At 72.7% G+C, this 22,635-nt stretch carries 17 protein-coding genes; 9 read left to right on the top strand and 8 right to left on the bottom strand.

Translation table 11 applies throughout. From position 1 onward, the window contains the following. Nucleotides 1-8 precede the first annotated feature (8 nt). Complete coding sequence (locus ACFYY1_RS18435) at nt 9-4,070, top strand: hypothetical protein (protein WP_388586384.1); 4,062 nt, start codon at nt 9-11, stop codon at nt 4,068-4,070. A gap of 11 nt (nt 4,071-4,081) precedes the next feature. Here ACFYY1_RS18435 and ACFYY1_RS18430 read toward each other — a convergent pair whose 3' ends face one another. From ACFYY1_RS18430 to ACFYY1_RS18410, 5 genes are read right to left on the bottom strand one after another with little or no spacing between them, the layout of a single operon-like run. Next, nucleotides 4,082-6,286, bottom strand: a complete 2,205-nt coding sequence (locus ACFYY1_RS18430; RefSeq protein WP_388586382.1) for a trehalase family glycosidase — start codon at nt 6,284-6,286, stop codon at nt 4,082-4,084. Then, complete coding sequence (locus tag ACFYY1_RS18425; protein ID WP_388586379.1) at nt 6,283-8,316, bottom strand: beta-galactosidase; 2,034 nt, start codon at nt 8,314-8,316, stop codon at nt 6,283-6,285. Before ACFYY1_RS18425 ends, ACFYY1_RS18430 begins: the two co-directional genes overlap by 4 nt. Beyond that, complete coding sequence (locus ACFYY1_RS18420) at nt 8,313-9,170, bottom strand: carbohydrate ABC transporter permease (RefSeq protein WP_388586376.1); 858 nt, start codon at nt 9,168-9,170, stop codon at nt 8,313-8,315. Before ACFYY1_RS18420 ends, ACFYY1_RS18425 begins: the two co-directional genes overlap by 4 nt. Further along, entirely contained in the window at nt 9,167-10,096 is a 930-nt protein-coding gene (locus ACFYY1_RS18415; protein ID WP_388586374.1) for a carbohydrate ABC transporter permease, read from the bottom strand. Before ACFYY1_RS18415 ends, ACFYY1_RS18420 begins: the two co-directional genes overlap by 4 nt. A 4-nt stretch (nt 10,097-10,100) precedes the next feature. Further along, complete coding sequence (locus tag ACFYY1_RS18410) at nt 10,101-11,357, bottom strand: ABC transporter substrate-binding protein (protein WP_388586371.1); 1,257 nt, start codon at nt 11,355-11,357, stop codon at nt 10,101-10,103. Between the two features lie 227 nt (nt 11,358-11,584). Between ACFYY1_RS18410 and gcvPA the strand changes: the two genes are divergently transcribed. From gcvPA to ACFYY1_RS18370, 8 genes are all read left to right on the top strand, one after another. Continuing rightward, nucleotides 11,585-12,976, top strand: a complete 1,392-nt coding sequence (gene gcvPA / locus ACFYY1_RS18405) for an aminomethyl-transferring glycine dehydrogenase subunit GcvPA (RefSeq protein WP_388586369.1) — start codon at nt 11,585-11,587, stop codon at nt 12,974-12,976. Next, nucleotides 12,973-14,571, top strand: coding sequence for an aminomethyl-transferring glycine dehydrogenase subunit GcvPB (gene gcvPB, locus ACFYY1_RS18400; protein WP_388586367.1), 1,599 nt, complete (start codon nt 12,973-12,975; stop codon nt 14,569-14,571). Before gcvPA ends, gcvPB begins: the two co-directional genes overlap by 4 nt. After that, nucleotides 14,568-15,767: an ATP-NAD kinase family protein gene (locus tag ACFYY1_RS18395; RefSeq protein ID WP_388586364.1), complete on the top strand. Its 1,200-nt coding sequence runs from the start codon at nt 14,568-14,570 to the stop codon at nt 15,765-15,767. Before gcvPB ends, ACFYY1_RS18395 begins: the two co-directional genes overlap by 4 nt. Nucleotides 15,768-15,827: 60 nt before the next feature. Next, nucleotides 15,828-16,574, top strand: coding sequence for an SDR family NAD(P)-dependent oxidoreductase (locus tag ACFYY1_RS18390; protein ID WP_388586362.1), 747 nt, complete (start codon nt 15,828-15,830; stop codon nt 16,572-16,574). Between the two features lie 49 nt (nt 16,575-16,623). After that, nucleotides 16,624-17,265: a GntR family transcriptional regulator gene (locus tag ACFYY1_RS18385; protein ID WP_351253834.1), complete on the top strand. Its 642-nt coding sequence runs from the start codon at nt 16,624-16,626 to the stop codon at nt 17,263-17,265. A gap of 99 nt (nt 17,266-17,364) precedes the next feature. Beyond that, on the top strand, nt 17,365-18,582 hold the full coding sequence (locus ACFYY1_RS18380; RefSeq protein ID WP_388586360.1) for a DUF4032 domain-containing protein: 1,218 nt from the start codon (nt 17,365-17,367) through the stop codon (nt 18,580-18,582). Nucleotides 18,583-18,651: 69 nt separating this feature from the next. Further along, on the top strand, nt 18,652-19,371 hold the full coding sequence (locus tag ACFYY1_RS18375; RefSeq protein WP_388586358.1) for a lysophospholipid acyltransferase family protein: 720 nt from the start codon (nt 18,652-18,654) through the stop codon (nt 19,369-19,371). A gap of 64 nt (nt 19,372-19,435) precedes the next feature. Continuing rightward, nucleotides 19,436-20,485 carry an NAD-dependent epimerase/dehydratase family protein gene (locus tag ACFYY1_RS18370; RefSeq protein WP_388586357.1) on the top strand — a complete coding sequence of 350 codons (1,050 nt, stop codon included), beginning with the start codon at nt 19,436-19,438 and terminating at the stop codon, nt 20,483-20,485. 16 nt (nt 20,486-20,501) lie between these two features. On the opposite strand, the gene ACFYY1_RS18365 is transcribed toward ACFYY1_RS18370, so the two are convergent. The 3 genes from ACFYY1_RS18365 to ACFYY1_RS18355 are packed head-to-tail and all read right to left on the bottom strand — an operon-like array spanning nt 20,502 to nt 22,632. Beyond that, entirely contained in the window at nt 20,502-21,269 is a 768-nt protein-coding gene (locus tag ACFYY1_RS18365; RefSeq protein ID WP_388586356.1) for an urease accessory protein UreD, read from the bottom strand. Beyond that, nucleotides 21,266-21,943, bottom strand: a complete 678-nt coding sequence (gene ureG / locus ACFYY1_RS18360; protein ID WP_388586354.1) for an urease accessory protein UreG — start codon at nt 21,941-21,943, stop codon at nt 21,266-21,268. Before ureG ends, ACFYY1_RS18365 begins: the two co-directional genes overlap by 4 nt. Before the next feature lie 26 nt (nt 21,944-21,969). After that, the gene (locus tag ACFYY1_RS18355; RefSeq protein ID WP_388586887.1) at nt 21,970-22,632 is read right to left on the bottom strand and encodes an urease accessory protein UreF; all 663 of its coding nucleotides are present in this window, start codon (nt 22,630-22,632) and stop codon (nt 21,970-21,972) included. Nucleotides 22,633-22,635 lie beyond the last annotated feature (3 nt).

Genomic DNA, 22,635 nt, shown 5'->3' with positions numbered 1-22,635 from the left:
GACCTCGCATGACACACCCGGGTGATCCGCTCCTCCCACCGAGCGTCGCGGCGGTACTCACGGCGCCCCCGCGCGCCTTCTCGCCCGTCGCGATCTGGTGGTGGAGCGGGGAGCGGCTCGACCGGGCGCGGCTGCGGGCGCAGCTGGAGCGCTTCGCCGAGGGCGGCGTGCACAATCTGGTGCTCCTCAACCTGGCGCCGTCCGGCCCGTTGTTCGGCTCCGACGCCGACGACCCGCCGTTCCTGTCCGACGCGTGGTGGGCGCTGCTCGACGGGGTGTGCGAGGACGCCCGGGAGCTGGGGGTCGGGCTCTGGTTCTACGACCAGCTCGGCTTCTCCGGCGCGGATCTGCAGGCCCGCCTCGTCGACGAGCGGCCCGCGTACGCCGGCCGTCGGCTCGGCCGGGTGCGGGCCGTGGTCGAGTCCTCGGCGGAGCGCACCGGCGAGTTGCGGTGCCCGGCGGGCGGCAGGCCGCTCGCGGGCCGTGCCGAACCGCTCGACGACGAGGGCCGCACCCTCGGCCCGGCGGTCGTGGTGCCGGTGGCCGACGGGGTCGTACAGGCGCCCGGAGCCGGCCGCTGGCGGCTGACGCTCCATCATCATGAGGCTCTCGGCTTCGACTATCTCGGGGCCGAGGCATGCAAGGCACTGCTGGCCCGGGTTCACGGAGAGTTCGAGCGGCGGCTCGGTGACCGGCTCGGGACCGTCGTCGTCGGCTCGTTCCAGGACGAACTGCCGTCCCTGCCCACCTGGTCCACCGGTTTCACCGACGCCTTTCTGCGGCTTCGCGGGTACGACATCACCGAGCGGCTGGACACCCTGTACGACGACAGCACCGCCCCGGACGTCCACCGGATCCGCCGCGACTACCACCTGACCCGTGCCGAACTGGCCGAGGAGGCGTTCTTCCGGCCGCTGGCCGCCTGGCACGAGCGGCACGGGCTGCTCATCGGCTGCGACCAGCAGGACCCGGCCCGCGCCGGACACCCGGTCGCGGGCGTGGAGCTGTACGCCGACTACGCGCGGACCCATCGCTGGTTCTCGGCGCCCGGCTCCGACCACCACGGGGACGCCCGTATCCACTCCTCGCTCGCCCACCTCTACGGCCGTCCCCGCACCTGGATCGAGGCCTTCCACTCGACCGGCTGGGGCAGCACGCTGGAGGAGACCTTCGACTGGCTGCTCCCCTGGCTCAAGGCCGGTGCCACGCTGTACAACCCGCATGCCGTCTACTACACGACCAAGGGCGGCTGGTGGGAGTGGGCGCCGCCCGGGACCGACTGGCGTCAGCCGTACTGGCGCCACCACCGCGTGTTCGCCGACGCCGTGACCCGGCTGTGCGCGGTCCTGAGCCTCGGTCACCATCTGTGCGACGTCGCGGTCCTGCTGCCCACCACCACCGCCCAGGCGGGCACCGCCCTGGACGGTGTCGGTGAAGCGGCGTCCCGTGCCCAGTCCGCGTATCTCGAACTCGTCGGGGACATGGCCTGGTTCCGCACCCGGCCCGGCGTCCTGGACCGGCTCGGTCTCGACGCCGACGTCATCGACGACGCCTCGGTGGCCCGGGCCCGCGTATCGCGGCTCGACGACGGCGTACGGCTGCGGGTCGCGGACGAGGCGTACTCGACGATCGTGCTTCCCTCATGCACCGTCCTCGAACGGGAGACGGCCGAGCGGCTCGTCGAATTCGCCTCCGCCGGTGGGCTGTTGATCGCCTGGGGCGAGCTCCCCGAGCAGCTCGTGGGCTCCGGGGCGGCCTCGGCGGCGGTCGCGCTGCGGGCGTGCTTCGCGGACGGCCGGGCCGTGCACGTCCCCCGGACGGACGACCCGGCCGGTGCGCTGGGCGCCGCTCTCGGCGCGGTGCGGCCCGTCGTCCGCGCGCCGGTTCCCGCACTCGCGCGGCGGGTGGACGGGGCCACGGTGGTGTTCCTGACCGCGGCCGCCCCACGGGCGACCCGTGCGGAGGTCGCCGCCCCCGACGAGCGGGGCGCCGCCCTGGGCTGGCTGGACGTCCGTTACGACTTCGACCCCGGCCGCTACGCGCGGCGGGCCCGGGTCCGGGTGCGGGACGTCGCGGGTCCGGCCGTCCTGGTGGACCCGTTCGGCGGCGCTCCCCGCAGGCTGCCGGTGCGGCCCGTCGCCGACGAGCCCCGTACCGTCGAGGTCGACGTCCCGTTCGACACGGGCCCCGCGGCCGTGCTGGTCCTCCCGGCCGCACAGGGCCGGGAGCCGGACGAACCCGTGGATTCCGGCGCCCGGCCATCCACCACCACCGTCGAGATCCCCCCGGACGCGGAGTGGGACATGGTGCTCGTGCCCACGCTCGACAACACCTGGGGCGACTTCGCCCGCCCGGCGACCGGTCCGCCCGCCGGCCCGGCCGTCACCGAGTGCCGGACCTTCCGGCACCGGGTGGAGGCTGCCGGTGAGGACGGCGTACGGGACGGCTGGGCATCGGCGCCTCCCGGCTCCGGTCCGCCACCGGCCACGGTCCGCGCGACGTTCGGGCCGCGCGCGCTGGTGCTCCGTGAGGGGCCCGGCCGGGACGGCCCGTCGGTGCTCGAATGGTCCGAGACCCTGGGCGTGCACAAGGACCCGGTGCATCGCGCCGTTCTGGGACCGAAGGGGCATGTGCCGGAGGAGTTCGTGCACATCGGCCGGGCGGTCGCCGGAGAGGTGGTGCGGCTGCGTACGGGGGTCTGCCTGGACGAGGACTTCGACGGGCACCTCGCGATCGGGGCCGGGGCGGCGAAGCGGGTCCGGCTGGACGGCGTGCCCGTGGCGCTCGGCGACGGGGGCCATCTCGCGACGGGCCCGGTGCGGATGACTGCCGGGTTCCATCTGCTCGAACTGGATCTGGCGCCTGAGCAGGACGGTGACCTGCGGGCACATCTGGCGCTCGTGCGCGATCCCGGGCGCTACCGGCGTCCGGAGTGGATCCGCGCGGCCGGGACGATGGGCACCACGCTGAAGCTGACCGCGCTCCCCGTCCACGCCGTCGTGCAGGTGGCCGCCCAGGTGCCCTGCGCGCTGCGCATCAATGGCCGGCTCATCGGCGGACAGGGCGGGTTCGACCCGTACGCCGAGCATGCGGTGCCACGCGTACGACGGCACGATGTGACGGCCGCCCTGCGCATCGGTGACAACGACATCACGGTCGAGACGTCCGGGAGCGGCGAGCGCGCGGTCCTGGTGGACGCGGTCCTCGACGACGAGCACGGCGAACCCGTCGCGACGCTGCACAGCGACGCCCGCTGGTGGGCCCAGGGGCCACAGGGTCGCGGGCCGGTAGGGGTGCGGCGCGAGCCGGTGGGCGACCCCGCCGCGCTGTGTCTGCGCCGCCGCCCGCATCCGCTGCCGGGTACCGCCTGGCTGGACCCGGAGGCCGACGACGGGACGGTGGTTCCGGTCCGGTTCGCGGTTCCGGGGCGCCGGGGCGGCGTGGAGTGGCTGTGGTACGAACTCCCGCCCGGAACGACCCGGTTGACGGCGCAGGTGCACGGTGAGGTCGCCCTCCACGTGGACGGCGCCGAGTGCCCCGCCGTTGTGAGCGCCGCCGACGCCCGGGGAGTGCGCACCGTGACGGCCGATCTGCCGCCCGGTGACCGTGGCGGGCCGCGGACAGCGGCGCTGCGGGTCCGGACCCGCCCGGGGTACGAGGGTGGCGCCGCGCTGGCCGGTCCGGTGCGCTGCGTGGTGGGCCCCGGGCGGATCCGGCTCGGCGACTGGGAGGGCCAGGGGCTGGCCGAGTACAGCGGCGGGGTGCGGTACGGCCGCGAGGTGACCGTGCCGGCCGAGGCCGTCGCGGGACGGGTGTCGCTCGACCTCGGGCGGGTCAGGGGAACGGCGGAGGTGCGGGTCGGTGGCGTCGTGGCGGGGGTGCGGGTGTGTTCCCCGTACGTGTTCGACCTGACGGGTCTGGTCGTGCCGGGGGCCAACGCCGTGGAGATCACCGTGTTCGGGACGTTGGCACCCCACCTGGACTCGACGAGCCCGACCCACTTCGTCTTTCCCGGGCAGCGCGTCAGCGGCCTGCTGGGGCCGGTACGGCTGCGCACCGAGCGGGGGTGACGGACCGGGCCCTACTTCTCTCCCGTCAGCATCGGCAGCAGCAGCGCCGCCGACCAGCTGAAGTCGGGCGAGTTGAGCGGCGCCCCGGTGGTGGGGTCGTAGTTCTCCATGATGGGTCCGTTGCCCGTGAGGCCCGAGGCATGGGTGAGGAGCCGGTCCGTCAGAGCGTCCGCGTCCTTGCCGTAGCCGTAGCGGCGCAGGCCGCCGAGGGCGAAGTAGGCCTGGTCGAACCAGACGGGGCCGCGCCAGTACGCGGTCGGCGAGAAGTAGGGCGAGCTCTTCGCCACGGTCGGGAAGGGCACGGTGGTGGCGAACTCCGCGGGGTCCGTCAGCTTGTCCCGCACGGCGCGGGCCTGGGCGGCCGACGCCGTTCCGGTCCACAGCGGGACAGCGCCCTCGATGCCGCGGCCGCGTGCCGTGAGCGGTGCGCCGGTGCCGAGCGCGATGTCGTGGAACCAGCCGTCCGCGGGGTCGTACATCGTCGTGCGGACGGCGGCCGAGGTGGCGGTGGAGCGCTGCTTCCAGTGCCTGGCGTCGGCGCCCCTGCCGATCGCTCCCGCGATGCGGGCCAAGTAGCCCTGGTCGGCGGCCAGGTAGGAGTTCAGGTCGACGGATTCCTGGTCGATGGAGTAGCCGAGGAGCGTTCCGCCGGCGGCCCGGTTGGCGACGGTGCCGGTGCCGAGTCCGGCGTCGAAGCGGGGCGCGTTGTCCATGCCGCTCTCCCAGGCCGCGGCGAGCCGTCGTTGCTCGGGCGAGTCGTTGGCCGGGTCGACGGTGGCGCCGTACTCGGCGAGCCCGTCCCGGTCGTGGTCCCGGTTGCGGTACCACCAGTCCTGGTACGCGACGAGCTTCGGGTACATCTCGCGCAGGAACGCCCTGTCCCCGGACTTCGCGTACACCTCCCACACGGCCCAGGCGGCCAGCGGGGGCTTGGAGTTGCGCTCGTTCCAGTTGCCGCCGCCGCGTTCGGGGTCGTTGTAGAAGATGACGTCGGGGATCATCCCGGCGTCCTGGGGCCGGGTCGCGGAGTCGGGGCGGATCTGCCAGTCGAACATGGAGCGGATCTGCGACTGGGCCAGATCGGGTGCGAAGCGCGCCGTGCCCACCGCCTGCTTCCAGGTGTCCCAGGCCCAGATGCCGCCGGTGAACCACTTGTAGGAGATCGACGGGGTGATCCCGTCGTGCTTGATCCGTCCCGCCGCGCCCCGCCAGTTGGTGACGAGGGTCTGGAGGGACTTCACGGCCGTGCGCCGCCGGTCGGCCGGGACGCCCCGGGTCACCCCGGCGACATAGCCGCGCCAGCGCGCGTCCGACGCGGACACGACGGCGGCGGGGCGGGCCAGTACGCCGCGGACCCTCGCCTGTTCCTTCGTGCGCTCGGCGGCGGTGAAGGTGTAGGACTCGGTCCAGTCGAAGCTGTGCGAGCGGCCGGGCGCGAGGGTCACCGGCTTCGCGGCCTCGGTGCGGTACGAGTCGCCGTCCACGGTCGTACGGACGCGGTCCTTGTGGGTGACCTCGAAGCGTTCCGTGCCGTCGGTGAGGTAGTCCCACATCTCGCGGACCCTCGCGAAGTCGACCCCGACGCCGGATCCGGTGGCGGTCAGCGAGGGTGCGTCGCGCATCGGCTTGTCGGCGGGGCGCAGCAGGCTGCCGGTCCAGTCGGCGCCCAGGGTGCGGGGGGCGGGGCCGGTGTTGCGGACCTCGGCCCTGATCAGGGCGGTGCGGCCGGTGGCGAAGCGGAGTTCGAGGGTGAGGTGCAGGCCGCGGCCGAGGTCGTAGGACTGGAGGAGGCGGCCCGGGAGCGAGGTGGAGCGGGGTGCGCCGCCGCCGGCCAGGTCCAGGGGGCGGCCGTTCTCGGTGAGGCGGATGCGGCTGAAGGACTTGCTGAGCCACCAGGGGTATTCCTGGGCGATGTAGAGGGGTCCGGAGAAGCCGCCGTAGGCGTCCTCGTCCCCGGCCTCCGGCAGGGCGTAGGCGTGCCAGGAGCCCCGGTCGGCGAAGACGGTGACGGGGTTGTTGTCCTCGTCGTCGCCGGGCTCGGCGGCGGTGGGGGTGCCGTGCAGATCGAGGACGTCGGCGTAGGCGGGCGGGGGTTCGGGGTGCCCGTGGGCGGCGGCCGTCTGCGGTACGGCGAGGGCGCCGGCGGCGAGCAGGAGCGCGGTCAGGGCGCCGACGGTACGGTGCGCGGTCAGGTTCCGGACTCTGCGGCGGGTCATTTCGCGGTCCCTTCGAGGGGGTCGGTGGCGATGCGCAGGACGGCGGCGCCGAGCGGGCCGAGGTCGATGTGGTCGCGGACGGCGGTGCCGGTGAGCAGATCGGTGCCGCCGGCCCCGTAGCGGCCGGTCAGTGGCGTCCGGGTGTCGTGGTCGGCGTGGTTGAGGACGAAGAGGTACGTGCCCTGCGCGCCGGAGCGCACGGTCGCCTCGACGCCCTCGGGGACGTCGAGCACGGGGCGTACGCCCGCCGCCCGCAGCGCCTCGTCGAGCACGGCCGCGATGCCGTCGCCGAGGTGGGCGCTGACGTACCAGGCGGTGCCGGTGCCGTGGCGGTGGCGGGTGACCGCGGGGCGGCCCGCCAGTTCGCCGGCCGCGTACGAGTCGACGGTCTCGGTGTCCGGTCCCACGGGCTCGATCCACTCGCTCCACAGGGTGGCCCGTGCGCCGGAGGCGAGCGGCAGCTCCGAGCCGTCGGGGATCGGCCAGAACTCGTCGACGGACACGCCGAGCACGTCCCGCAGCGGTCCCGGTGCGCCGCCGTCGTGGATGTGGTCGTGGCCGTCGACGACGCCGCTGAAGGGCCCGCAGACGAAGTGGCCGCCGCCGTGCACGTAGGCGGTGATGCGGGCGGCGTTCTCGGGCCGCAGCAGATGGAGGTTGGGGGCGAGGACGGCCCGGTAGCCGTCCAGGCCGGCGTGCGGGGGCACGAAGTCGACGGAGACTGCGCGGGCGTGGAGCGCCGCGTACCAGGGGCGCAGCAGCTCGCGCCAGCGCATCCGGGCGGAGGGGTGGTCCTCGGCCTCCAGGGCCCACCAGGAGTCCCAGTCCAGGACGATCGCCACCTCCGCCGGGGTGGTGGTGCCGGTGAGCTCGCCGAGCCGGGCGAGTTCGGCGCCGAAGCGGACGGTCTCGCGCCACCCCCGGGAGGCGGTGCCGCGGTGCGGGAGCAGTGCGCTGTGGTACTTCTCCGCGCCGGCGCGGGAGGCGCGCCACTGGAAGTACATGATGCCGTCGGCGCCGCGGGCCAGTGCCTGGAGCGACCAGAGGCGTTGCAGTCCGGGCTTCTTGGGAACGTTGACCGGCCGCCAGCTGACGGCGGACGGTGCCTGTTCCAGGAGCAGCCAGGGCCGGCCGCCCTTGAGGGAGCGCATCAGGTCGTAGTTGAGCGAGGCGTTGACGTGGGCGTGCGGGTCGGCGGGGTCCGGATAGGCGTCGTCGGAGACGAGGTCCTCGTGCTCGGCCCACTTCCAGTAGTCGAGTGCCTTGAACATCGACATGAAGTTGGTGGTGGCCGGGATGTCCGGGCTGATCTCCCGCAGCGCCTCGCGTTCGGCGCGGTGGCAGGCGAGGAGGGCGTCGGAGCAGAATCGGCGCCAGTCCAGGAGTTGTGTCGGGTTGACAGGTCCGGGTGCGGTGCGCGGCGGTTCGATCTCGTCGTAGCCGCCGTAACGCTGCGACCAGAACGCGGTGCCCCAGGCGTGGTTGAGGGCGTCGACGGTGCCGTAGCGGTCGGTGAGCCAGGTGCGGAAGTGGTCGGCGGAGCGGGCGCAGAAGCACTCGGTGACGTGGTCGCCGTACTCGTTGTGGATGTGCCACAGGGCGAGCGCCGGGTGGTGCGCGTAGCGTTCGGCGAGGGTGCGGGTGAGGCGGAGCGCGGCGGCGCGGTAGTCGGGCGAGGAGGGACAGTAGTGCTGGCGGGAGCCGAATTCGAAGCGTACGCCGTCGGCGGTGACCGGCAGGATCTCCGGGTGGGCGCGGACCAGCCAGGCCGGCGGTGACGCGGTCGCGGTGGCCAGGTCGACGGCGACGCCGTGGGCGTGCAGCAGGTCCAGCAGCCGGTCGAACCATTCGAAGTCCCAGGTGTCCGGGCCGGGTTGGAGCCTGGCCCAGGAGAAGACGCCGACGGTCACCATGGTGACACCCGCCTCGCGCATCAGCGCGGCGTCCTCGGCCCACACCTCCTCGGGCCACTGCTCGGGGTTGTAGTCACCGCCGTAGAGGATGCCCTGGACTCGGGTCGGGCGGCTCATCCCTTCACCGCCCCGCCGAGCAGCCCGGCCACGAACTGCCGCTGGAACAGCAGGAAGAGGAGCATCAGCGGGAGCGTGGCGAGGAGCGAGCCGAGCATCAGGCCGGAGTAGTCGACATGCGAGAGACCGGTGAGGGTGTTGAGCGCGACGGGCACGGTGTACTTGTCCTCCGAGTTCAGCATGAGCAGGGGCCAGATGAAGCTGTTCCACTGCGCCATGAACGTGAAGATGACCAGGGCGCCGAGTTGCGGGCGCACGCACGGCAGCACGACCTGGTAGAAGGTGCGCAGTTCGCCGGAGCCGTCGATGCGGGCGGATTCGAGGAGCTCGTCGGGGAAGTCGACGAAGCTCTGCCGCATCAGGAGGATGCCGAAGGAGTTCGCCAGGAACGGCAGGATCACCGCCTGGTACGAGTCGATCCAGCCGACGCTCGCCATCATCTGGAACAGCGGCACGAGCAGGACCTGGAACGGGATCATCATCGTGGCGAGCACGGCGCCGAGCAGCAGACCGCGGCCGCGGAAGCGGTACTTGGCCAGTCCGTAGCCGCACATGGCGGAGATCAGCGAGCTGAGCGCGGTGTGGACGACGGCGATGCCGACGCTGTTGAGCAGGACCCGGCCGAAGCCGATGGTGTCCTGGAGCCGCACGAGGTTGTCGAGCAGCCGTCCGCCGGGCAGGAACGGGGGCGGCGAGTGGAACAGCTCGGACGTGGAGTGCGTCGAGGCGATCGCCATCCAGAGGAACGGCACCAGGCTGACGACGGCACCGGCCGCGAGCAGCAGCCGCACGGCGTAGCGGCCCAGGCGTCGGACCGGGTGGACGCGTACGGGGGCCTGCTGGAGGGCGGTCACCGGCGGCGCTCCCTTCCGAAGGCGATGTACTGGAGGGCGGAGATCGCGGCGATGAGGGCCACGACCACCCAGGCGATGGCGGCGGCGTAGCCGAAGTCGAGCTGCTGGAAGCCGACCTTGTAGAGGTAGACGACGGGGGTGAGGGTCGCGTCGTCGGGGCCGCCGCGGGTGAGGACGTAGTTCTCGTCGAAGAGCTGGAGTGTTCCGATGGTGGAGGTGATCACGCAGAACAGGACGACGGGGCGCAGCTGCGGCAGGATCACCCTGGTGTACGTGGAGAAGGTGGTGGCGCCGTCGATGGCGGCGGCCTCGTACTGTTCCTTGCCGATGGACTGGAGTCCGGCGAGCAGGATGACGGCGTTGTAGCCGGTCCAGCGCCAGGTCAGGGACGCGATCAGGGAGACGCGGGCCCAGGTGGGGCTGTTGAGCCAGTCGACCTGGCCGATGCCGACGGTGCCGAGGATCTGGTTGACGAGGCCGCCGTCGGTCTTGAGGAGCACCTGGAAGACGACGGCGTACGCGACGAGTGTGGTGACGGCGGGCAGGAAGTAGACGGCCCGCCAGGTGCCGCGGAAGCGCAGCCAGGACTGGTTGAGCAGGACGGCGAGGACGAGGGCCAGGCCGATCATGACGGGGACCTGGACGACGAGGATGACCCCGGTGTTGAACAGGGACTCCAGGAAGGCGGGGTCCTCGATCATCCGCCGGTACTGGGCGAGTCCGGCCCAGTGGGTGGCGCCGGCGTCCTCGGTGGTGAAGCTCTGCAGGAAGCTCGCGCCCAGCGGGTAGGCGAAGAAGAGCGCGAAGAGGACGGCCGCCGGTCCGGCGAAGATCCAGGCGGTGGGCCGCCGGCGTTTGCGGCGTGCCGGCGTGGCCGGGGCACGGGCGGGGGCGACCGGCCGCTCGTAGGTGGTGGGGACGGCCATCGGGCTACTTCACCCTTTCGCGGCCGGTGGCCGTGGCGAGCTGCCGCGCGGCCGATTCGAGGGCGGTGCGCGGGTCCTTGCCGCGCAGCATCACACCGTTGACGGCGGAGACCACGATGTCGGTGGCCTTCGCGTCGTCCTTGTTGTTCTCGACCGGAGGGATGTTGCGGGCGAGCCGGGCGAACACGTCGAGGGCGGCCTGCCCGCCGAAGTACTCCTGCTTCTCGCTCAGGTACGGGTCGTCGAGCGCGGGCAGATAGGCGGGAAAGAGCCCTTCGCCCTTGAGCATGGAGACCTGGTTGGCCTTGTCGGTGAGCAGGAACTCGATGAACGCCCAGGCCAGGCGGGGGTTCTTGCTCTGCGCGGGGACGCAGAGCGTGGAGCCGCCGACGTTGGAGGTGCGGATGCCGTCGATGGTGAAGCCGGGCAGCGGCACCACCCCGAACCTGCCCTTCAGCTCCGGCATCTCGTCGGTGAGCGTGCCCGTCCACCAGGCGGCGGTGGGTGTGGTGGTGACCTTGCCCTCCTTGGTGGCGGTGACGAGTCCGTCCCAGCCCTTCTCGTAGTCGACGAGCCCCTCGTCCTGCAGGGTCTTCATCAGGGTGAGGGCCCGCACGGCCTCCGGGGTGCCGAGCGCGACCCGGCCGCCCTTGAAGTAGTACTGGCCCTGCTGCTGGAGCAGCATCGGCAGGATCCCGGCGTCCGTGGAGTCCATGATGAGCAGCTTGCGGCCGGTGGCCTTCTTGATGCGGACGCCCGCCGCCACGTAGTCGTCCCATGTCACCAGCGACGCGGGGTCCACTCCCGCGGCACGGAAGTGGTCCCTGCGGTAGTAGAGCGCGCAGGGGCCGATGTCCCAGGGCAGGGCGAAGACCGCCTTGTCCTTGCCGGTGACGGTGCGCCAGGCGGCGCGGTCGAAGTCGCCTCCGTAGCGGCCGCCGAGGCTGGTCAGGTCGTAGAAGCCACTGGGGAAGTTGCCGGTGAAGCGGGGCATGTGGCTGCCCTCGACCGTGAGGACGTCGGCGAGACCCGAGCCGCCGCGCAGGCCCACGGTGATCTTGTCGTAGGCGTTGTCGTAGCCGATGTCGACGATGTCGACGGTGGTGCCGGGGTGGCGCTTCTCGAAGGTGCGGGCGAGGCGCTTCATGGCCCCGGCCGCCACGTCCCACGACCAGACGCTGATCCTGCCGCTGACCTCGCCCCCTTCGTCGTCCTTCCTGCCGTCGATGTCCCGGGCCTCTCCGCTGCCCGCGCCTCCCATGGCACAGCCACTGACCAGGGACGTTGCCGCGGTCGCGAAACCTGTGGCCAGAACAACCCGTCGGGTGGGTCTCGTTGACACTCTTGCCTCCCAGAGCCTGAATGCCTAATGCTGTATTCAGAACACTGAATGACGGAGCTCGCCGTCAAGAGGTGTACACCCAAAGACTTTTGCTGCTGTGGTCCATGACCGACCGACCCCGAGTCGGCTCACGCGAAAGGCGCGGCATGACGTCACCCCAGGACCCCGCCCCCACCTACACCCATCCCTACATCCCGAACGCGGTGCCGGCCGTGCGGCAGGCGATGCTGGCGGAGATCGGCGCCGCGGGCGTCGAGGACTTCTACGCCGACATCCCGGACGGCATCCGGCTGCACCGCCCCCTCGACCTGCCGGCGCCGCTGCGTTCGGAGGCCGAACTCACCCGCCACATGGAGGAGTTGCTCGGCCGCAACACCTCCACGCGGCAGGCGCTCAGCTTCCTCGGCTCCGGCTGCTACCAGCACCACGTACCGGCGGTCGTGGACGAGGTGGTCAACCGCAGCGAGTTCCTCACGGCGTACGCGGGCGAGCCCTACGAGGACCACGGCCGCTTCCAGGCGCTGTGGGAGTACCAGTCGATGATGGCCGAGCTGCTCGACGTCGAGATCGTCAACGTCCCGGTGTACGACGGCTTCCAGGCCTCGGGAACGGCCCTGCGCATGGCCGGACGGATCACCGGCCGCCGACGGCTGCTCGTCGCCACCGCGATCGACGCCGACAAGCTCTCCCGCATCCGTGACTACGTACGCCCCGACCACGACGTCACGGTGGTCCCGGTCGACCCGGCCACCGGCGGCGCCGACCTCGAAGCGGTGCGCGAGGCGCTCGCCGCGGGCGACACCGCGGCGGTGTACGCGGACACGCCCTCCGCGCTCGGCATCGTCGACGAGGCGCTCCCCCGCCTCGCCGAACTCGCCCACGAGACAGGAGCGTTGTACGTGGTCGGCTGCAATCCGCTCACGCTCGGCGTGCTCGCGCCGCCCTCCGCGTACGGCGCCGACATCGCGTGCGGCGACATCCAGCCGCTGGGCCTGCACCAGAGCTTCGGCGGCGCGAACGCCGGTTTCATCGCCACCCGCGACGAGGAGCGGCTGGTCGCCGAGTATCCGTCCCGGCTGTTCGGCCTGGTGCCGACGAGCGTCGAGGGCGAGTACGGCTTCGGTGACGTCGCCTACGAGCGGACCTCGTTCGCGCTGCGCGAGGAGGGCAAGGAGTGGGTCGGCACGGCCGCCGCGCTGCACGGCATCGGTGCCGGGGTCTATCTCGCGCTGATGGGCCCGCAGGGCATGCGGGAGATCGGCGAGACGGTCCTCGCGCTCACCGCGTACGCCCGGCGGTGCCTGGCCGAGGTGCCCGGCATCGAGGTCCCGTACGGCGGCGCCCTGCACTTCGCCGACTTCACCGTCCGCTACACGGGCGGCCGGACCGCCGCCGAGATCCGCGCCGAACTCAAGGAGCGGGGCATCTTCGGCTCCACCCCGACCGGCACGTACGAGGCCGCGTTCTGCGTCACCGAGGTCCACACCAGGTCCGACATCGACCGGCTCGCCGCGACCCTGAAGGAGATCGTCAAGTGACCGCCCCGCACGCGCCCGTGTCCGTCTCCCCCGAGGAGGCGCGCATCGCCCACAAGCCCCGGCTTCGCCGGTTCCAGCAGGCGTCCTGGGACGAGAGGCTGATCTTCGAGCTGGGGTCGCCGGGCGAGCGGGGCGTCCTCGTCCCGGCCGCCGGCCCGTCCCTCGGCATGCCCGCGATTCCCGCCGCGCTGCGCCGCGCCGAGCCGCCCGCCCTGCCGGAGATGTCCCAACAGCAGGTCCTGCGCCACTACTTGCGCCTTTCGCAGGAGAACCTCGGCGCCGATCTCAACATCGACGTCGGCCAGGGCACCTGCACCATGAAGTACAGCCCCAAGGTCAACGACCAGTTCGTGCGCGACCCCCGGATCGCGGCGCTGCACCCGCTCCAGGACGAGGACACGGTCCAGGGCGTCCTCGGGATCATCCACGGCCTGGAGCAGCTGCTGAAGGAGATCTCCGGCATGGACCGGGTCTCGCTCCAGCCGGGCGCGGGCTCCGCCGCGATCTACACCAACGTCGCCATGATCCGCGCGTACTTCGCCGCGCGCGGCGAGCTGGACCGGCGCGACGAGGTCATCACGACGATCTTCTCCCACCCGTCCAACGCTGCCTGCGCGAAGACCGCCGGCTTCAAGGTCATCACCCTCCATCCGGACGCCGACGGCTACCCCGACATCGAGGCGCTCCGGGCGGCGGTCGGCCCGCGCACGGCGGCGCTCCTGATCACCAACCCCGAGGACACCGGGATCTACAACCCGCGCATCGAGGAGTTCGTGCGCATCGTGCACGAGGCGGGCGGCCTGTGCTCGTACGACCAGGCCAACGCCAACGGCATCCTCGGCATCACCCGCGCCCGGGACGCGGGCTTCGACCTGTGCCACTTCAACCTGCACAAGACGTTCTCGACCCCGCACGCCTGCGGCGGCCCGGCGGCGGGCGCCTGTGCGGTCACCGAGGAGCTCGCCCCGTATCTCCCGCGCCCGACCGTCGAGTTCGACCCGGGGACGGGCACGTACCGGCTGGACGACGACCGGCCCGATTCGGTCGGCAAGATGCGGCCGTTCTACGGCGTCGTGCCGAACCTGGTCCGCGCGTACGCCTGGATCATGACGCTCGGGGCGGACGGATTGCGGGCCGCCGCCGAGACGGCCGTCCTCAACAACAACTACCTGCTCCACAAGGTCCGGCAGATCCCGGGCGTCTGCGTGCCGTACGCGGCCGGGCGCCCGCGCGTCGAACAGGTCCGCTACAGCTGGGAGAAGCTCCACCAGGACACCGGGCTGCACTCCGAGGACATCGGCCTGCGCGCCGCGGACTTCGGCACGCACTACTGGACCAGCCACCACCCGTACGTGGTGCCGGAGCCCATGACCCTGGAGCCGACCGAGTCGTACACGCGCGCCGACCTCGACGAGTACGCGGCGATCCTCGCGGAGATCGCCCGCGAGGCGTACGAGGACCCGGAGACCGTACGCACCGCGCCGCACCGTTCGACCATCCACAGGGTGCGCCCCGAGGCCCTGGACGACCCCGCGGTCTGGGCGGTCTCGTGGCGCGCGTACCGCCGCAAGGTGCTCGGTGAGGCCGGCCGGTGACGAGGCTCGGCCTGGTGGTCAACCCGGTCGCCGGGCTCGGCGGCCGGGTGGGCCTGGGCGGCACCGACGGCCCGGACCGGGTCCGCACGGCCCTGTCGCTGGGCGCACGCCCGCTGGCGGGGGCGCGGGCGGCCGCGGCCCTGGGCGAACTGGCGGCGCGTGCGGGCGGGCCGGCCCGGGACGGGCTCCTCGTCGTCACCGCCGCGGGGCGCCTGGGCGCCGACTCCGTCGCCGCCGCGGGGCTCGCGGAACGGATCGTGTACGCCGCCGGGGCCGGCCGCGAGACGTCGGCCACGGACACGGCCGCCGCGGTGCGGGCGGTCGTCGCCGAGGGCGTCGACCTGCTGCTCTTCGCCGGTGGAGACGGCACCGCGCGGGACGTGCTCGGCGCCCTCGGCCCTTCCGGCGTGGTCGGCGCCCCCGGCTCCCGCGGTGTCCTCGGCTCCCCCGGCCACGTGCCCTGCCCGGTCCTCGGCGTGCCGACCGGCGTCAAGATGCACTCGGCCGTCTTCGCCGTCGGCCCGCGTGCCGCGGGCGAGGTCGCGGCGGCGTGGCTGGCCCGCGCGGGCGGCGTCCGGCTACGGGACGCCGAGGTGATGGACCGCGACGAGGACGCCCTGGGCGAAGGGCGCGTGACCTCCCGGCTGTTCGGGTGGCTGCCCGTCCCCGACGTCCCGGTCCGCGTCCAGCAGCGCAAGACCGGCAGCACCGCCGCCTCGCCCGAGGCGGTCGGCGGGATCGCGGCCGAGGTCGCCGAGCGGATCGGGGAAGGACTGCTCGTGCTCGGCCCCGGCAGCACCACCCGGGCGGTGGCGGCGGCGCTCGGCGCGGACGTCTCGCTCACCGGGGTCGACGCGCTGGCCCTGCGGCCGGGCCACCCGCCCCGCGTCGTGGCCCGTGATGCCGGGGAGGACACCCTCCTGGCCCTCGGCCCCGCCTGGATCGCCCTCTCCCCCATCGGCGGCCAGGGGTTCCTCCTCGGCCGCGGCAACCAGCAGATCTCGCCGCGCGTGCTGCGCTCGGCGGGCGGCCGCGAGCGCCTGCTCGTGCTGTGCACGGAAGCCAAACTGGCCGCGCTCGGCGGCCGCCCGCTGCTCCTGGACACCGGCGACGAGGCGCTCGACGCGGAGCTGTCCGGCCACCTTCGCGTCATCACCGGCAGGCGGCGCACCTCGCTGTACCGCCTGGCCATGTGACCACGTCATCCCGACACCGCAACACCCCGACATCCCGACCCACGACACAAGGAGCCCAGGATGATCTCCCTCGACGGCAAGCGCGCGATCGTCACCGGCGGCGGAGCCGGCATCGGCCGCGCCACCGCCCAGGTCCTGGCCGAGCTCGGCGCCCGCGTGGTGATCGCCGACATCGACACGGAGGGCGGCGAACACACCGCGAAGGACACCGGAGGAACCTTCGTACGCTGCGACGTGTCGCGGCGCGAGGACTGCGAGGCCGTCGTGCACACGGCACAGGAACGGTTCGGCGGCGTGGACGTCCTCTTCAACAACGCCGGCATCATCCGCCGCTCCACGGTCTGCGAGATCACCGAGGACGACTGGGACCTGGTGATGGCCGTGAACATCCGCTCGGTGATGCTGATGAGCCGCCTGGTGATCCCGGGAATGGCGGCCCGGGGCGGCGGCTCCATCGTCAACACCGGCTCCGGATGGGGCATCCGCGGCGGCGGCCGGGCCGTCTCGTACTGCGCGTCGAAGGGCGCCGTCGTCAACATGACCCGCGCCATGGCCATCGACCACGGCCCCGACAACATCCGCGTCAACTGTGTCTGCCCCGGCGACACGGCGACCGGGATGCTCGCCGAGGAGGCCCGCCAGCTCGGCGAGAGCTCCGACGCCTTCTACGCCGACGCCGCCGACCGGCCGCTCGGCCGGATCGGGCAGCCCCGCGACATCGCGCAGACCGTGGCGTTCCTCGCCTCCGACGCCTCGGCGTTCCTGAGCGGGGCGATCATCCCCGTCGACGGCGCCGGTACCGCGTGACCCGCCGGTAGCGGATAATCGACCGGACCGAAGGGGAGGGCCGCCTCACATGCCAATCGAAAACCGCCCGTTGCGCGAACAGGTCAAGGAGGAACTGATCAAGCGCCTCGGGCGCGGCACGATCGCGACCAACTCGCCGATCAACGAGGGGCAGCTCGCCACCGAGCTCGGCGTCAGCCGTACTCCGCTGCGCGAGGCACTGATCACGCTGGAGCGTGAGGGCGTCATCACCAGCGAGCGCGGCAAGGGCTTCCGCTTCACGCCGCTCAGCGCGCAGGAGTTCCGCGATCTGTCCGCGATCGTCGCCACGCTGGAGGCGCTCGCCCTGGAGTCCAGCGACCCGGAGCATCTGGCGGCGACGGCCCCCCGCCTCCTGGAGGAGGCACGCGCGTTCTCGGCCCCGCAGGCACCGCACGACGTCATAGAGCGTTACGACGACGCGTGGCACGACCTGCTCCTGTCCGGCTGCACCAACGACCGCCTGATGAAGCTGATCACCTCCCTGAAGGTGACGATGCACCGCTACGAGCGGGTCGCCCTGGGCGACCAGGACATCCTGGAGCGCTCGGCACAGGAGCACGAACGGATCGCCGAGTGCCTGCAACGCGGCGACCTGGACGCGGCCGTCGCCGCGCTCAAGGAGAACTGGAACAGCGGGATGCACCGGATCCTGGAACACCTGAAGGACTGACTCCGCGTGACGGCGGTGCGGACCCGGGTCTTGACCCGCACCGCCCCTTCGGGGTCCGATCACGGTCGACCCGCCGCACGACCCAGGGACTGTGACCGCATGACTCTGCAGATCAGCGCCACCAACCCCGAACACCCGGCCCTCCTGCTCGAACTGCCCTGGCACATCCCCCTGGAGCAGTGGCCCGACGAGTACCTCGTGCCACTCCCCCGCGGCATCTCCCGGCACGTCGTGCGCTACGCGCGAGCGGGCGAGGAGACCGTGGCCGTGAAGGAGCTCGCCGAACGGCCCGCGCTGCGCGAGTACGAACTCCTGCGCACGCTCGACCGGCTCGGGATACCCGCCGTCGACCCGCTCGCCGTGGTCACCGGCCGGACCGGGGCCGACGGCTCGCCCCTGGAACCCGTCCTGATCACCCGCCACCTGGGCGGTTCGCTGCCCTACCGGTCGATGTTCGAGACGACCCTGCGCCCCGGCACGGTGCACCGCCTCATGGACGCCCTCGCCGTCCTGCTCGTACGGCTGCATCTGACGGGGTTCGCCTGGGGGGACTGCTCGCTGTCCAACACCCTGTTCCGGCGGGACGCGGGCGCGTACGCCGCCTACCTGGTGGACGCCGAGACCGGTGAGCTGCACCCCCGGCTCAGCGACGGGCAGCGCGGGTACGACATCGAGCTCGCCCGGGTCAACATCAGCGGCGAGATGCTCGATCTGGAGGCATCGGGCGCGCTGCATCCGTCCATCGACCCGATCGCGTTCGGTCGGGAGATCGAGGAGCGCTATCAGGCGCTGTGGACGGAGCTGACGCGTACCTCCGTCTACCCGGCGGGCAAGCACCACTACATGGAGCGCCGCATCCGCCGCCTCAACGACCTGGGCTTCGACGTCGCCGAGATGCAGATATCGCACTCGGACCGGGGGAACACGGTCACGTTCGTGCCCAAGGTCGTGGATGCCGGCCACCATCAGCGCCAACTCCTGCGGCTCACCGGGATGGACGCGGAGGAGAACCAGGCGCGCCGGCTCCTGAACGACCTGGAGAGCTGGATGGCCACCCAGGACGACTACGCGCCCGGCGACCGGCACGGCGCCCGCACCGAGGTGCTGGCCCACCGCTGGGTCCGGGAGGTCTTCCGGCCCACCGTGCGCGCGGCGCGCGACCACGCGCCCGCCCGGATGGACGCCGCCGAGCTCTACCACGAGCTCCTCGAACACCGCTGGTACCTCTCCGAGCAGGCCCAGCACGACATCGGACTCGACGCGGCGGTCCAGGACTACGTCAGGAAGACGGTTACGGAGGACGACAGCTGCACATAGGCTGCCCACCTTGAGATGTGCGCTGGCGAGCCAGGCATGATCCGGACGAGAGGAACGAGGAGCCGCCCCGTGTTCTACCAGGTGCTCAAATACGTCATCATCGGGCCGCTCCTGCGCTTGTTCTTCCGCCCGAGGATCGAGGGCCTGGAGCACATCCCCGAGGAGGGCGCGGCGATCGTCGCCGGGAACCATCTGTCGTTCTCGGACCATTTCCTGATGCCCGCGATCCTCAAGCGGCGGATCACGTTCCTCGCCAAGGCCGAGTACTTCACCGGGCCGGGGGTGAAGGGGCGGCTGACCGCCGCCTTCTTCCGGGGCATCGGCCAGATCCCGGTGGACCGTTCCGGCAAGGAGGCGGGACAGGCTGCGATCCGGGAAGGGCTCGGGGTGCTGAGCCGGGGCGAACTCCTCGGGATCTACCCGGAGGGCACCCGCTCGCACGACGGCCGGCTCTACAAGGGCAAGGTGGGCGTGGCCGTCATGGCGATCAAGGCGCAGGTGCCCGTGGTGCCGTGCGCGATGGTGGGCACGTTCGAGATCCAGCCGCCGGGACAGACCGTCCCGCGCATCAAGCGCGTCACCATCCGCTTCGGCGAGCCGCTGGACTTCTCCCGCTACGCCGGGCTGGAGAACCAGAAGGCCGCGGTCCGGGCGGTCACCGACGAGATCATGTACGCGATCCTGGGGCTCTCGGGTCAGGAGTACGTGGACGAGTACGCGGTCAAGGTGAAGGCCGCGCAGGCCGAACAGGCGGGGCAGTCGAAGAAGTTCCCGAAACTGCGACGCTGACGGCGGATCCGCGCTCGGTGAAACCCGCCGGGACCGGTGGCCGACCGGCCCTAGCGTGGCTCCCATGAGCAAGGGACACGCATGGGTACTGGGCGCGACGGGACAGATCGGGCGAGTGGCGGTCAGCTCGCTCGTCGAGGACGGCTGGGAGGTGACGGCCGCCTCGCTGGGCGGCGGCCGGGACGACCGTTGGGACGCGGCGGTGCGCACGACCGCCCTGGACCGGAATGACGAAGGGGCGCTCGCGGCGGCGCTGGGTGACGGCTGTGACGTACTGGTCGACATGGTGGCGTACGACGCGGGGCACGCCCGTCAGCTGACCGGTCTGGCGGACCGCATCGGTTCGGCGGTGGTCGTCTCCAGCGGAGCGGCGTACGAGGACGATCGGGGCCGCAGCTTCGACACGCAGGGCGAGCCCGACGGGGCGCCTCGGTATCCGGTGCCGATCCCGGAGTCGCAGCGCACCGTGCCGCCCGGCGACACGACGTACGGGACGCGGAAGATACAGCTGGAGCGGGATCTGCTGGCGGCCGGGGACGCGCTGCCGGTGACGCTGCTGCGGGCCGGGGCGATCCACGGGAAGTACTGCCGGTCGCCGCGTGAGCTGTATTTCGTGAAGCGGCTCCTGGACGGCCGTGAGAGGCGGGTGCTCGCCTTCGGCGGGGAGTCCCGCTTCCATCCGGTCCATGCCTCCAACCTGGCCGAGCTGATCCGGCTCGCCGCCCGGCGGCCCGGTTCGCGGGTGCTGAACGCCGGGGATCCGCAGGCGCCGACGGTCGCGGAGATCGGCGAGGCCGTCGACGCGGTGCTCGGCCGCAGGACCGAGACCGTGCTCATGGCGGGCCCGTTCGGGGAGGACTTTGTCGGCGCGACGCCCTGGAGCGGTGCCCATCCCGTCGTGTACGACATGACGGCCGCCGAGCGTGAGCTGGGGTACCGGCCGGTCACCGGCTATGTGGAGTCGCTTCCGGAGACGGTGGAGTGGCTCGCGGAACGGCTGGCGGGCCAGGACTGGACGGAGGCATTCCCCGCCATGCTGCGGACGTACGGGAAGAAGCTCTTCGACTACGCGGCGGAGGACGCCTGGCTGGCGGCGTACGACCGGAAGGGGTGAGACGGGGCCGCTCCGCTCACCCCGCGAGGACGTCGAGCAGCTCGTCCAGCGCGTCGTCCAGGACGGTGCGCAGCAGGCGCGCGTCGGGGGCGAGGGCGGTGACCAGCACGGCCGGGCCGGCGAGCGGGGTGCGGACGGCGGTGTCCCCCAGCATGCGCGCATCGGGGCACCGCTCCTCGAACACCGGGTCCACAACCAGGAGTTGGCCGACGGCCCGGTGGCCGCCCAGGACCGCGGCACCGTCCCAGCCGCCGGGGGCGCCCGGCCCGTACGCCGTCTGCTGGTCGATCAGCGGGCGGCCCGCGCGGTGCACGGTGAGGCGGCCGACGAGGGTGCCGGTGGTCTCGGCGTGGCGGCCTAGGATCTGTTCCTCCCGCAGCACCAGCCGTGCGGTGGGGGCGAGCCGGACGCGGGTGGTCATGTGCAGGACGCTGCCGTGGGCCGAGACGAGCTGCTCCGGCAGCCAGCGCAGCTCGGCCCGCTCTCCCACGCTCGACTCGATGTCGTACGTGGCGGGTTCGTGTCCCGAGCCGGGCAGGGCGATGGTGGCCGCCGCGGAGTCGACGGTGAGCCGGGCGCCTTCTTCGACCCGTGTCCCGATGGTGAGCCGGTCCCCGCCGAGCGGTGCGCTCATGGCGCCGACGACGGTGACCCGGGCGCCGGAACCGGAGGTGTCACGGGTGCGGCGCACGGCGAGCGGTCCATCGCCCCGCAGCAGAGGCAGCGAGGTGACGCCCCGGTCGTCGAGCGCCGCGGTGATCCGGGCGGTGGCCCGGACGCTCATGCGGTCCAGCCGGCGAGCTGCTCGCGCACCCAGTCGGCGACGGGCCCGATTCCCGCCCCGGAGGTGAGCGAGGTGAGGACGACGGGGAGCGTCCCGCGTTGCCGGGCGGCGTCGTGGGCCATCCGGCCGAGATCGGAGCCGACGTACGGGGCCAGGTCGGTCTTGTTGATGACGAGCAGGTCGGAGGTGGTGACGCCGGGGCCGCCCTTGCGCGGGACGTCGTCGCCGCCCGCCACGTCGATGACGAAGATCTGCGCGTCGACGAGCCCCTTGGAGAAGGTCGCGGTGAGGTTGTCGCCACCGGATTCGACCAGGATCAGATCGAGTGGTCCGACGGTGTCCTCCAGGTCCTCGACGGCTTCGAGGTTGGCGGAGATGTCGTCGCGGATCGCGGTGTGCGGGCAGGCGCCGGTCTCCACGGCCTGGATGCGCTCGGGCGGCAGTACGGCGTGGCGCAGCAGGAAGGCGGCGTCCTCGCGGGTGTAGATGTCGTTGGTGACCACCGCGATGGACAGCTGGTCGCGCAGGGTCCGGCAGAGGGCGGCGACCGTCGCGGTCTTGCCCGAGCCGACCGGTCCGCCGAGTCCGATGCGCAGGGCGCGCCGGGTGCCGTCGGGGCGGGCGGCGTCGGCGCTCACGGCGGCGGGGCCGTGCCGGGTGTGGTCGAGGTGCATGGGTGAGGCTCCTGGTTTCTGCGGGGTCATGAGGCGAACAGGCGGACCGGCCGGGCCGCATGCGCCTCGGCGGTGATGTCGAGGAGCGGGGCCGAGGCGGCGGGCAGCGCGTCGATGGTTCCGTGCGCCGCGGCGGCGGCCCGTGCGGCGATCCGGTCGAGTTCGGGGGCGAGGCGGGCGAGTACGGCGGTGGCCTCGAAGGGGTCGAGGGAGAGCAGGCGGACGACGGCGGTGGCCGGTCCGCCGACGGTCTCGTAGGCCACGCAGTGCGCGGCGTCCTCGGGCCCGAGCCCCGCCGAGCGTGCGGTGAGGCCGAGGACGACGGGTTGGTGGGCGCCGCGCGGCCGGGCCTCGGCGAGCGCGGCGAGTTCGGGGCCGGGCCAGGTGGCGCGGGCCGCCCGCATCAGCTGCCGGCCGAGCCTGCGGGCGACGGCACGCAGCGCGGGTGACGGGGTGCGGGCGTCGGCGGCCTCGTCGAGCGCGAGCGGGTCGTGGCCGTGGGCGGCCGCCGCGGCGAGTGCGGCGGCCGTGAGTCCGGTGGTGTGCAGGCGGCCCCGGCAGAATTCGGCGAGGTCCTCGGCGTCGCGGATCCGCCCCGACTTCACGGCCTGTTCGGCGCCACCGGAGTGGGCGTGCCCACCGGCGGGGAACCGGCCGTCGGCGAGGACGAGCAGCGCGGCGCGGCTCACCGC

Source organism: Streptomyces sp. NPDC001890 (assembly GCF_042891445.1).
Lineage (GTDB): Bacteria > Actinomycetota > Actinomycetes > Streptomycetales > Streptomycetaceae > Streptomyces.
The sequence above is the reverse complement of the archived record's forward strand: the minus strand, read 5'-3'. Positions and strand labels throughout refer to the sequence as shown.